Consider the following 12,429-nt stretch of genomic DNA (forward strand, 5'->3'; position numbering starts at 1 on the left):
CCGGCCGGGGCGCTCCGGGGGCGGGGTGGGGCGGGAGTCCGGGACGTCCGGGGCACCCGTCTCTCCGGGTCGGCCGGCGATCGCCGCTTCGGGTCTGCCCCCGGCGGCCGGTTCCGGCCGGAGGCCGGTCCTGCGCGGGTGCCGTGCCGTGCGTCCGTGGGCCGGCCGGCTCCGCTGTTTCGGCTCCAGGCCGGTTCCGGTTGGGTCGGCCGGTGTCGCGCGGGTGCCGTGCGGTGCGTCCGTGGGCCGGGTCGGCCCCGCTGTTTCGGGTTCAGGCGGCCGGTTCCGGCGCGGTGGGCCGGTGTCGCGCGGGTGCCGTGCGCCGCAGGCGGGCGGGCGGTCGGCGGCCGGTCCGGGGCGGGGGCCGGTGTCGCGCGGGGTCGGGCTGCGGTCGGTCACGGTGATCGGGGCCGGGACGGACCCGAGGGGCGAAGCGCTCGGGGTGACGGGCGCATGGTCCGCACGGCATGGCGGAGGGGGCGGGCCGGTGACGGCCCGCCCCCTCGGCGTCCCGGTGCTGTGCGGCTACTTGACCGCGCCCGCCATCACCCCGGACACGAACTGCCGCTGGAACGCGAAGAACACGGCCAGCGGGATCACCATCGAGATGAACGCGCCGGGCGCCAGCACGTCGATGTTGTTGCCGAACTGCCGTACCTGCGTCTGCAGGGCCACCGTGATCGGCTGGGTGCCCGACTTGGTGAAGACCAGCGCGACCAGCATGTCGTTCCACACCCACAGGAATTGGAAGATGCCGAGCGAGGCGATCGCCGGGCCGCCCAGCGGCATCACCACCCGCGCGAACAGGCGCAGTTCGCCCGCGCCGTCCAGCCGGGCCGCCTCCAGCAGCTCCCGCGGGATCTCCGCGAAGAAGTTGCGCAGCAGGAAGACCGCGAACGGCAGTCCGAAACCGGTGTGGAACAGGATCACCCCGAGGATCGTCCCGAACAGGCCGATTTCGCCGAACAGTTCGGCGATCGGGATCAGCGCCACCTGCACGGGCACCACCAGCAGGCTCACCACGCCGAGGAACCACCAGTCCCGGCCCGGGAACTCCATCCACGCGAACGCGTACCCGGCCAGCGCGCCGATCACGACGACCAGCAGGGTCGCCGGAACCGTGATCAGCACGGTGTTCAGGAGGGAGTCGGTGATGTCGCCGTTCTCCAGCAGCCTCCGGTAGCTGTCCACGGTGAGCTGGGACGGCTTGCTGAACACCGTCCACCAGCCGCTCGCGCTCATGTCGTCCGGGGCGCGCAGCGAGGAGACGAGCAGGCCGATCGTCGGCACCAGCCAGAACAGGCCGACCAGGAGCAGGAACGCCCGGACCAGCCCGCCGCTCAGCCTCTCGGCGATCCTCGCGCCGAGCGACTGCCGCGCCCGCACCGGCGGATCGGCGGACGCCGCTTTCCTCACGCTGCCGGCGGTCGCCGTCATCGCCGCACCTCCCGCCTCAGCCTGCGGATGTTGAACAGCATCACCGGGATCACCAGCAGCAGCAGGAACACGGCGATGGCGCTGGCGATGCCCGGCTGGCTCTCCGCGAAGCCCTTGCGGTACAGCTCCAGCGCGAGCACGTTCGCGTCGTCCTGGGAGGAGCCCGGCGCGATGATGAACACCAGGTCGAACACCTTCAGCACATTGATCATCAGCGTGACGGCGACCACCGCCAGGACGGGCGCCAGCAGCGGCACGGTGACCCTGCGGAACACCTGCCACTCGCCGGCGCCGTCCACCCGCGCCGCCTCCAGCAGCTCCCGGGGCACCCCGGCGAGCCCGGCCGCGATCAGCACCATCGCGAAGCCCGCCCACATCCACACGTACGCCCCGATGATCGCCGGGGTCACCAGGGACGGGCCGAGCCACTCGACGCCGTTGTACGGCTCCCGGAAGTTGCTCGCGGGCAGCCGCAGCCGGGCCCCGTCGGCCGCGGCGGGCAGGCTGAAGGTGCCGTCGCCGGACGCCTTCGCGGTGGCGACCACCTTGCCGTCCTTGACCGCCTCGATCCGCATGCCGGCGTACCCGAGCTCGGACGGGTCCGGCGCGCCGAGCCTTCCGACGCCCTTGCCGCGGGTGAAGTCCTGCCAGGCGGTGCCGGTGACCCGGCCCGGCTCGGCCGGGGCGGCGGCGGCCTTCCGGGCGCCGTCCGGCATCTGCTCGGGGGCGACCCCGACCAGCGGCAGGGAGACCGGCCGCCCGGCGTGGACGGCCGTCTCCGTGACGAAGCCACCGCCCTGGGCCACCAGCGGCGACTCGCGGCCGGGGTGGGCCTTGGGGAACGCCGAGGACTCGGCGAACGTGTCGTGGACGCCCACCCACACCGCGTTCGCGACGCCCTTGTCCGGGTCCTGGTCGTACACCAGCCGGAAGATGATCCCGGCGGCCAGCATCGAGATCGCCATCGGCATGAAGACGACCAGCTTGAACGCCGTTCCCCAGCGCACCCGTTCGGTGAGCACCGCGAAGACCAGGCCGAGCGCGGTGGAGACCGCCGGCGCGAACACCACCCAGAGCACGTTGTTCTTCAGCGCCGTACGGATGCCGTCGTCGGTGAACAGCGCCCGGTAGTTGTCGAAGCCGGTGAAACTGTCGCCGGAGGCGTCGGAGAAGCTCCGGACGACCGAGTACCCGATCGGGTACACCACGAGCGCGCCCAGCAGCACCAGGGCGGGCAGCAGGAACAGCGCTGCCACCGTCTTCCGGGTGCCGGTCACGCTCTTGCGACCGCGGGGCGCGGCGGGGCGCGGTGGGGCCCCGGCCGCCGCTGCCGGCGCCATGGCCGGATCAGCTCCCGTTCCCGTACGCGGCCGCCGCGTCCTTCTCCAGCCTCGCCTGGGCGCCCGCGACGTCCTTCGGGTTCTTCAGGAAGTCCTGGAGGTCCTTCCACTCACCCTTGCCGGGCGTGCCGCCGAAGGCCTGCGGGGCCTGGTCGGACATGTCGAAACGGAAGTCGTCGCCGGACGCGACCAGCGCCTTGGCGATCTTCTGCTGCACGGCGTTCGGGTACGCCGAGACCGGCACGTTCCTGTTCGGCGACAGGTACCCGCCGAGCTTCGCCTGGATCGTCGCCGCGTCCGGGGAGGCGAGGAACGTCACCAGCGCCTGGGCCGCCCTGGAGTCCTTCAGGATCACCGCCGCGTCGCCGCCGGAGACCACGGGCGCGGCCGAGCCGACGGCCGGGAACGGGAACACCTTGGCGTCCGTGCCCACCTTCGCCTTGGTCTCGGCGATGTTCACCTGCACGAAGTCGCCCTCGTAGACCATCGCGGACTTCGGCTGGTCGCCGCCGGTGAAGGTCTGGGTGACCGAGTTGGTGAACTCCGTCTGCAGCGCGCCGGCCGGGCCGCCCGCCACATACTCCTTGCGGCCCCAGATCTGGGCGAGCGTCGTCAGGGCCCGCTTCACGGACGGATCGGTCCACTTGATCTTGTGCTGGGCGAGCTGGTCGTACTTCTCCGGTCCCGCCTGGGACAGGTAGACGTTCTCGAACCAGTCGGTCAGCGGCCAGCCGTCCGCGCCCGCCACCGAGAACGGCGTGACCCCGGAGTCGTACACCGCCTGGGAGGCGGTCAGCAGGTCCTGCCAGGTCTTGGGCTCCTCGGCGCCCGCGTCCTCGAAGACCTTGGCGTTGTACCAGATCAGCGACTTGTTCGCGGCCTTGTAGTAGGCGCCGTACTGCTTGCCGCCGACCTTGCCGATGTCCTGCCAGCCCTGCGAGTAGTTCTCCCGCAGCTCCTTCACGGCCTCCGGGCCGAGCGGCTTGGCCCACCCCTTCTGCACGGCCTGCCGGATCGCGCCGGGCTGCGGCAGCAGCGCGACGTCCGGCGGCTGGCCGCCCGCGATCTTCGAACCGAGGAAGTTGATGATCGGGTCCTGGGCGGGCACGAAGGTGACCCTGGCGCCCGTCCGCTTCTCGAACTCGGACAGGGCCTGCTTGAAGTTCTTCTGCTCCTGGCCGGTCCAGACGGCGGCGATCTCCAGGGTCGCGCCGTTCAGCTTCGGCAGGGTGACGGTGGAGGCGGCGGCGGTGCCGGTCTCCCGCCCGCTGCCCTTCTTGTCGTCGTCCCCGCCCGAGCAGGCGGTGAGCGCGAGGGCTCCCGCCAGCAGTGCGGCGAGAGCGGTGACGGCCCGGTGGGTCGGGAGGGGACTGCTGTTGCTGTGCATCACTTCCCCGTTCGTCGTTCTCCGTTGAACGTCCGTGTCCGGGAGCGGCTCGCCGAACGCCGAGGGGCGCCGTCCCGTGCGGTCCGGTCTACGCCGGGCCGCTCCCGGTGGGCAAGAGCGCCTGCGGTGTCGACCCGCTCATCGTGACCGGCTCGTGACCAGGGGTGTATGCGTCCTTCTTACAGCAGGGACGGCACCTGTGCCGCGGCGACCTGGCGGGCCGCCCGCTCCACCGCGCTCGCCAGCAGCGCCAGGTCGGTCGGGCCGTTGCCCAGCTCCCGCACCGGCCGGCGGGCCGGCGGGTCGCCCATGCGCTGCCAGTCCAGCGGGACCACCGTCGGCCGCTGGGTCGCGGTCCGCGGGATGCGGCCCGTCACCCGGCCGCCCTGGAAGCCGACGGCCCGGCCGTCCGGGTGGGCCAGCGTGCCCCGGCCCGGCGCCGGCTGGTCCGGCCCCGGCTGCGGGGCGGCCAGCGTGACCCGCAGGGCGGCCCGGCGCGCCGGCTCCGTCTCCGCGGTACGTCCGCCGGTCCCGGCGGCGGCCACCAGATGCACTCCGAGCCGCTCGCCCTCCCGGGCCACCGCCTCCAGCGCCCGCATCACCGACCCGGCGGCGGGCCGGCCGGGTGAACCGAGCGCGGGCGAGACCAGCGCGTCCAGGTCGTCGACGACCACCACGAGCCGGGGCAGCGGCGGCACGGCCTCGGCGCGCCGGCGGGCCGCGGCGTCCGGGCGCAGGCGCAGGGTGGAGCTGGGCGGCGACTCGATGTCCCCGGAGGCGGACGTGCGCTGCGCGACCATCCGGCCCGAGATCTCACGCCCCGTGTGCCACCCGGCGAAGTCCGTCCGGCCCAGCAGTTCCGCCCGCCGCTTCAGCTCGGCGGTCAGCGACTGCGCGAACTCCCGCATCCGGACCGGGTCGTTGGCGAGGAGGTACGTGGTGACGTGCGGTATGTCGGTGCAGACCCGCAGGCCCTCGCCGGCTCCGGCGGCCGCGCCGACCTGGTCCCGGCCGTCGAGAAGCACCACGGCCAGCCGGTCCGGCCGCTCGGCGGCGGCCAGTGACGCGACCACGGCCCGCAGCAGCTCCGTGCGCCCGCTGCCGGCCGGACCCTCGATGAGCAGATGCTGCCCGTCGGCCGCCAGGTCGACGGCGACCGGCCCGTGCGGCCCGGCGCCCAGCACCGCCCGCGCCCGCCCGCCCAGCGACTCCGTGTCGTCGGCCGCGTCCGCCCAGCGCGCCATCAGCGACGCCGGGGTGGCCCGGGCCAGCCCCAGCTCGTCCAGCAGCCGGGCCGACCGCGGCAGCGGCACGGCCACGCGCGCGTGCCGGTCACCGGCGGGGCCGTCCGGGCGCAGGGGCGCCAGCGCCCGTGCGAACCGCTCCGCCCAGGCGAGGGACACGGCGTCGACGGTGGCGAGCGCACCCGGGCCGACGGGACCGCTCGGTGCGACCCGCAGCAGGTGCAGCGCGGCGGCGACGTCGCCGCCGAGCATCGCCACCGCACCGCAGTGCCGGAACGTCGGCGTCACCGCGCACGCGTCCTCGTACGTGCGCGTCACCGGTGAGGCGGGCGAGGCGGGCGCGGTCTCGGCGAGGCACACCACATGGATCCCGGCCCGCGGCCCGGCCACGGCCAGCCGGGCCAGGGCGTCCTGCAGCGCGCTCCCGCCGGGATCCCCGTCCACGACGACGACGGTGTACGGCCCCGGGAAGCCGCCGGCCCCGCCGGGACCGGCGCCGTCCTGCGCCCAGGAGGGACGGCGGACGGCGCCGGCGGATATGACCGGGGGCGCGGGAGCGGCGGCGGCCCGGGCGGTGGCACCGGGGTGCGGGGTGTGGTGCGGGGCGTGCTGCGGGGCGGGGTCGCCGGGGTGCGGGCCGCCGGCGGGGCCGCCGGAACGCGGGTCGGGCGCGCGGGTGTGCGGCGCCCCGGAGGGCGGCCGGTGCGCGGGCACGCCGGGCAGTCCGGGGCCCCCGGCCGGTTCCGGCAGGCCGTGGGCGTCGGAGGGCGCGGTGCCCGCGGGCGTGCCGTGGGCCGTCCGCGCCGCGGCGCCCGGCAGGGACTGCGCGGTGTGCTCGGGGACGCCGGGCGCCGCCGTGCGGGCCGGGACGCCGGGCGCCGCCGGGGGGTCGGCCGGGCGCGCCGGGGCGGGGTGGGCCGCCGTCCGGCCCGTCGCCGCGTGGTCCTCCACCCGGCGCAGCAGTTCCTGCGTACGGGCCGCCGCCTGTTCCCGGTCGTAGGCGAGCAGCAGACGGCAGTCCTGGCCGTGGCCCGGCCGGACGTGGGGCAGCCAGCCCAGCCAGGCCCATTCCGCCGTGCGGTCCGCGACCGGACGGGAGTGGTCCGCGCTGATCAGCACGATCTCCAGCAGGTCGGGAGAGTGCAGGGCGGCGAGCTGCGCCAGCACCGCGCGGGCCAGCCCGGACAGCCGGGGGCGCGGACCGGCCAGGCCCAGCGAGCCCGCCTCGCGCAGCGCGGCGGTCACCGGCACCGCGGGCAGCAGCCCCGAGCCGTCGGGGGCGCTCCGGTCGGCCGTGCCGAGCCGCACGGTCAGCGCCTCGGGGTGACCCGGGCCGCGCTCCCACAGCCGGGGGCCGGGACCGAGGGCGGTCAGCAGCAGCGCGGCCGGATCGGGCCAGGTCTCCGGTTGCTGCCGCCGGGCGCCGGGCGCCGGGGCGTCACCGGTGCGGGCGACGGCGCCGTCGGCGGTCTCCCGGCCGCCCGGCTGCTCTCCGCGGCCGCCGGCCAGCCTGCGCGCCCAGGCGCCGAGCCCGCGGCGCCGGCCGCCCTGCGGGGCGCCGTCCGACGGGTCGCCGTAGGGGGCCGCGGGTATGCCGCCCGGTCCGCCGACGCCGAAGCGCCCCGCGTGGGTGTCGCCGTCGGCTGCCGTCCGGGACGCGCCCGGCCCGCCGCGGCGCTCGACGTCCGGCGCCCCGGCCTGCCCCGGCACCGCCGGCGGCTCCGCGCGCCGGTGCTCCGGACCGCCGGCGCCGTCCGCACGGGCCGGTTCCGCGGCACGGCCACCCGCCCCGGCCGGGGGCGAGGGCACGGCGCCGCGAAGCCCCGGACCGTCCGGCGCCGCCGACCCCGCACCGGGCCCGTCCGGCCCCGCGGGGACCGGGCGCGCCCCGCGGCCGTCCGCCCCCGGGAACCCGGCGCCGGACACACCGGCACCGCCCGACGGCGACGGCCCCGCGCCGGGGCCCCACGCACCGTCCGGGTACGACGGCTCCGGTTCCCGGCCGCCCGCACCGGGTCGCCCGGCGCTGCCCGGCGCCACCCGCACGCACCCCTCCCCGTCGGGCGACGTGGGGACCCGGGCCCCGGCTCCCCCGGACGGAGTGACCCGCAGCGCGGACTCGCCGATCCGCAGCAGGCCCCCGGCGGGAAAGCGCACCGGATGCCCGGTCACCCGCACGCCGTCGAGCGACGTGCCGTTGGTGGAGCCGAGGTCGGCGACCGAGACGCGGCCGTCCGCGGCGACGGTCACCGCGCAGTGCAGGCGGGAGACGTCCGGGTCGTCCAGCGGGACGTCCGCGTCGGCGGAGCGGCCGACGGTGATCCGGCCGCCGTGCAGCAGGTGGACGCCGCCCGCGTCGGGGCCGGCGACCACGTGCAGCTGGGTGGGGGCGTCGTCCAGCTCGGGGTGCGGTTCGGGGGCCGCCGGGGCGCCGAGGGAGAGCACGGCGCCGTCGATCAGGGGAGGCTCGCCGAGCGTGGCGCGGCGCGGGTCCAGCCGCTCCGTGCCCGCGTACAGGACGGTCGCGCCGCCGCTGTCCCGGCCGGAGCCCGCCTCCCCGGTGACCGCCCCGGCCAGCGCCGACACGACCGCGGCCAGCTCCGTGCCCGTGGGCGCCGTGACCAGCACGTCGCGGCTCGCGGCGCGGCCCCGCTGCGGGGACGGGGCCAGCGGGTCTACGACGGTCAGCCGGATCTGCATCGGCGTCAGCGGTCCCTTCTGCGCGGGCGCGGGTCTGCGCGGGCGCGGACTTCCCCCCACCCCACACGAGCACGTCGGCCAGTAGCTGCTGGAGGCATCCTCGCACCTGCCGCCGACAGCGCGTCCCGAACCCGGTGAGAAGTGATCTTGATTGGTCGGCTCTGCCCCCAAAAGTGCCTGACCGGAACTGCACCCGTGATCAGTTGAGATCGGTCACGTCCGCCCCCGGCAACCACGGGACGGGACCCGGCGTCTTTCCTTCGAACATGCCCGGCAACGCTTACGCGGCGCCCCGAAGGGCCGCACTAAAGTGGTCGGACACCGGAATGCAGGCAGACAAGCGACAGCAAGCAGCAGGGAGCGCGTGACGTGCGGCCAGTCGGCAGCAAGTACCTGCTTGAGGAGCCGCTCGGACGCGGCGCCACAGGCACCGTCTGGCGTGCCCGCCAGCGCGAGACCGCGGGCGCGGAGGCGGCCGTGCCCGGGCAGCCGGGTGAGACGGTCGCCATCAAGGTCCTGAAGGAGGAGCTGGCGAGCGATCCGGACATCGTGATGCGCTTCCTGCGGGAGCGCTCCGTCCTGCTCCGGCTCACCCACCCGAACATCGTCCGGGTCCGCGACCTCGTCGTCGAGGGCGATCTGCTCGCGCTGGTCATGGACCTCGTCGACGGCCCCGACCTGCACCGCTACCTGCGCGCGAACGGCCCCCTCACCCCGGTCGCCGCCGCGCTGATGACGGCGCAGATCGCCGACGCGCTCGCCGCGAGCCACGCCGACGGCGTCGTCCACCGCGACCTGAAGCCCGCGAACGTGCTGCTCAGGCAGGACGAGGGCCGGCTGCACCCGATGCTGACCGACTTCGGCATCGCCCGCCTCGCCGACTCCCCGGGCCTGACCCGCACCCACGAGTTCGTCGGCACCCCCGCGTACGTGGCGCCGGAGTCCGCCGAGGGCCGTCCGCAGACCTCCGCCGTCGACGTCTACGGCGCCGGCATCCTGCTGTACGAGCTGGTCACCGGCCGCCCGCCGTTCGCCGGCGAGACCGCGCTCGAAGTGCTGCACCAGCACCTGAGCGCCGAACCGCGCCGCCCCTCCACGGTCCCCGCCCCGCTGTGGACGGTGATCGAGCGCTGCCTGCGCAAGAACCCCGACGAGCGGCCCAGCGCGCAGAACCTGGCGCGCGGCCTGCGGGTCGTCGCCGAGGGCGTCGGGGTGCACGCGAACGCCGCGCAGATCGCCGCCGCCGAGGGCGTGGGCGCGCTGCTCGCCCCCGACCCGGCCCCGACCGCCGTCCCGGGCGTGCCCGGCGCCGCGGACGCCACGCAGGTGCTGCCGGCGAACGCGCCGCAGGGCACGTACGACCCGAACGCCGCGACCAGCGTGCTCCCGCACACCGGCGGCCCGGCCGGCGCTGCCGATCCCACCGCCGTCCTGCCCAGCACGGGCGCGGCGGACCCGACGGCCGTCCTGCCGCCCGTCCCGCAGGGCCAGGGCGAGCCGGGCGGGCCGCCCGAGCAGCCGCACCCCTGGCAGACGCAGTTGCGGGCCGCCCGCGACCGCAACGAGCAGACGCAGATCCAGTACCTGGACCCGGACGAGGACCCGCTGCGCCGCCGCCCCCAGCGGCAGGTCGCCCGGCCCCAGCAGCAGCCGGGCCCGGCCCCGCAGCCCCGCCCGCAGCAGCCGCAGCCGCGCGGCCGGCAGAACCGGCAGCAGGCCCCCGGCCACGGCCAGGCGCAGCAGCCCCAGCAGTACGCGCCGCAGCGGCAGCCGCAGCGGTACGCACCCCAGCCCGAGCCCCAGCGGTACGCGCCGCCCGCCCCGCCGGAGCCGCGGCGGCCCGCGCGGGAGCCCCGGGCGCCGCGGCAGCGCAGCGCCAACCCGATGAAGATCCCCGGCCTCGGCTGCCTGAAGGGCTGCCTGTTCACGATCGTGATCCTGGTCGTGGCGAGCTGGCTCATCTGGGAGCTCACCCCGCTGCACACCTGGGTCGGGCAGGGCAGGGGGTACTGGGACCAGCTGACCGACTGGGTCGGCAAGGCGAGCGACTGGGTCAGGGATCTGAGCGGTTCGTCCGGCAGCGGGAACTGACACTTGTTTGGGGATGAGTCGACATCTGCCGGGTGATTTCCGTCTCCGCGGTGAAGGTCGGCTCTCCGGACGCGTAGTTTTAACGACAACACGCGTCTGTAGGAGCAGTCTTGGCACGGAAGATCGGCAGCCGGTACACCGCGAACCAGATCCTGGGGCGGGGCAGCGCCGGGACGGTGTGGCTGGGCGAGGGACCGGACGGCCCCGTCGCCGTCAAGCTGCTGCGCGAGGACCTCGCCTCCGACCAGGAGCTCGTCGGACGCTTCGTGCAGGAGCGCACCGCGCTGCTCGGCCTGGAGCACCCGCACATCGTCACCGTGCGCGACCTGGTCGTCGACGGCAACGACCTCGCCCTGGTCATGGACCTGGTCCGGGGCACCGACCTGCGCACCCGGCTGGAGCGGGAGCGGCGGCTCGCCCCCGAGGCGGCCGTGGCGATCGTCGCGGACGTCGCCGACGCGCTGGCGGCGGCCCACCGGGCCGGGGTGGTCCACCGGGACGTCAAGCCCGAGAACGTCCTGCTCGACATGCAGGGCCCGCTGGGACCGGGCGGCGCCCACCCCGCCCTGCTCACCGACTTCGGCGTCGCCAAGCTGATCGACACCCCGAAGCGGACCCGCGCCACGAAGATCATCGGCACGCCGGACTACCTGGCCCCGGAGATCGTCGAGGGCCTGCCGCCCCGGGCCGCCGTGGACATCTACGCGCTGGCCACCGTCCTGTACGAGCTGCTGGCCGGCTTCACGCCCTTCGGCGGCGGGCACCCGGGCGCGGTCCTGCGGCGGCACGTCACCGAGACCGTCGTGCCGCTGCCCGGCATCCCCGAGGAGCTGTGGCAGCTGCTGGTGCAGTGCCTGGCCAAGGCACCCGCCTCCCGGCTGCGCGCCTCGGAGCTGGCGGCGCGGCTGCGCGAGCTGCTGCCGGCGCTGGCCGGGCTGCCGCCGCTGGAGGTCGACGAGCCGGGGCTCGCCGAGAACCCGTCGGACGAACCGGCGCCGGCGGCCGCACCGGCGGGCGAGCCGGTACGGCGGCGGGGCGCGGTGCCCCTGGTCCCCGGCGCCAGACCGGACTCCAACCGGGACACGCACACGTCGATGCGGGTGCCGGGGCCGGACGAGCTGGCCGGCGGCGCGCACGGCACCGCACGGGCGCCGCGGGCGCCCGGAGCGCCGCGGCCGGGCTCCGCACGGCACCGGGCCGCCGTGCGGCGACGCCGGATCACCCTGGGCGTGGCGGGGGTGGCCGTGGCCGCCGCGGTGGGCGTCGGCGCGTGGCTGGCCTCGTCCGACGGCGACGCGCGGCCCCCTCAGGACATCCGCACCACCTCCACCCCCTGACCCGGTCGCCTCCGCGGGCGGCGCCACTGCCCGAGCCGCCCCGGCTCGGCGGTCCCCGCGGCCCGGGGCGGGTGGTCGGCGCGCAGAACGGCGACGGCCCGGCGGACGGTTTCGGCGTCGTGGTGACCCATGGGGCACGTGTGCGCCGTTGCGGGGCGGGGGTTGCCCCGGGCGGCCGGCGGCGCAGAGGTTCCGTAAAGGATCAGCGGACCGGGCCGGGCACCGCGGCTGGCGTCCCGCCGCGGCGCGGGCCGTCGGACATGACACGGCCCCGTCCCGGAGTCTTGTCATCCCGGACGGGGCTGCTGGGCCGGTGCTGCGATACCGACCGGTCTGGGTGGAGCCGGTGACCCCCGCCGTTGTCGCAGCCGTCGGAGGTCACCGGGGCCTCACCGGCTGCGGTGGTTCTCGAGGGAAGCCGGGGGCGCCACGCCATCCGCCCGGCCGGACCTTCCCTGCGCGGGGATCCCTTCCTCGCGGCCCCCGCCGTGCCATGACGCGGCCCGCCCGGTCTGGCCGGGCGCGCTGGGGCGTGCTCCTCGCCCGCGGGGCCGGGCGGGCGGCGGCGCTTCCCGGCGGCGCGGCACACCTCGGCGGCCGGGGCCCGGGCGGGCGGCTGCGAGGCCGGCGGGCGGCGGGCGGCGGCCCGGGCCGGGTGCGGCGGGCGACTTGGCGCTGGGCCGCGTCCCGGCCGGTGCGGAGGATGCCGGCCGACCGGCCGGGCGGGCGGGCGTTTCCGCGCGGCTCGGCCGGGCGGGCGGTGGCGTGGCGCGTCGCCTGCCGGCCCGCCCGGGCGGTGGCGTGCCCCCCGGCCGGCGGCTGCGGCGGGGGGCCCCCCCCCCGGGGGGCCCCCCCCCGGGGGGGGGGGGGGGGGGGGGGGAGAGGGGGGGGGC

At 76.7% G+C, this 12,429-nt stretch carries 6 protein-coding genes; 2 read left to right on the forward strand and 4 right to left on the reverse strand.

Annotated features, from left to right (window positions below):
• Window positions 1-525 precede the first annotated feature (525 nt).
• The 4 genes from ABZ261_RS26880 to ABZ261_RS26895 form a co-directional block, all read right to left on the reverse strand.
• Complete coding sequence (locus tag ABZ261_RS26880) at window positions 526-1,437, reverse strand: carbohydrate ABC transporter permease (protein ID WP_356863484.1); 912 nt, start codon at window positions 1,435-1,437, stop codon at window positions 526-528.
• Window positions 1,434-2,714: a sugar ABC transporter permease gene (locus ABZ261_RS26885; RefSeq protein WP_356863486.1), complete on the reverse strand. Its 1,281-nt coding sequence runs from the start codon at window positions 2,712-2,714 to the stop codon at window positions 1,434-1,436. Before ABZ261_RS26885 ends, ABZ261_RS26880 begins: the two co-directional genes overlap by 4 nt.
• Window positions 2,715-2,784: 70 nt before the next feature.
• On the reverse strand, window positions 2,785-4,164 hold the full coding sequence (locus ABZ261_RS26890; RefSeq protein WP_356863488.1) for an ABC transporter substrate-binding protein: 1,380 nt from the start codon (window positions 4,162-4,164) through the stop codon (window positions 2,785-2,787).
• 179 nt (window positions 4,165-4,343) lie between these two features.
• Entirely contained in the window at window positions 4,344-8,108 is a 3,765-nt protein-coding gene (locus tag ABZ261_RS26895; protein ID WP_356863490.1) for an FHA domain-containing protein, read from the reverse strand.
• 369 nt (window positions 8,109-8,477) lie between these two features.
• Here ABZ261_RS26895 and ABZ261_RS26900 point away from each other — a divergent pair, with 369 nt between their 5' ends.
• Together ABZ261_RS26900 and ABZ261_RS26905 are read left to right on the forward strand one after the other, a co-directional pair.
• Entirely contained in the window at window positions 8,478-10,199 is a 1,722-nt protein-coding gene (locus ABZ261_RS26900) for a protein kinase (RefSeq protein WP_356863492.1), read from the forward strand.
• A 110-nt stretch (window positions 10,200-10,309) separates the two neighbouring features.
• A complete protein-coding gene (locus ABZ261_RS26905) occupies window positions 10,310-11,536 on the forward strand; it encodes a serine/threonine-protein kinase (protein WP_356863494.1) in 1,227 nt (408 codons plus the stop codon).
• The last annotated feature ends 893 nt before the right edge of the window (window positions 11,537-12,429 follow it).

The sequence above is a fragment of the Streptomyces sp. NPDC006193 genome (assembly GCF_040613915.1).
In the GTDB taxonomy this organism is placed as follows: Bacteria; Actinomycetota; Actinomycetes; order Streptomycetales; family Streptomycetaceae; genus Streptomyces.

Bases quoted from the DNA above. Each gene is read 5' to 3' on its own strand.
- ABZ261_RS26880 (WP_356863484.1), bottom strand. From the start codon at position 1,437: ATGACGGCGACCGCCGGCAGCGTGAGGAAAGCGGCGTCCGCCGATCCG.
- ABZ261_RS26890 (WP_356863488.1), bottom strand. From the start codon at position 4,164: ATGCACAGCAACAGCAGTCCCCTCCCGACCCACCGGGCCGTCACCGCT.
- ABZ261_RS26895 (WP_356863490.1), bottom strand. From the start codon at position 8,108: ATGCAGATCCGGCTGACCGTCGTAGACCCGCTGGCCCCGTCCCCGCAG.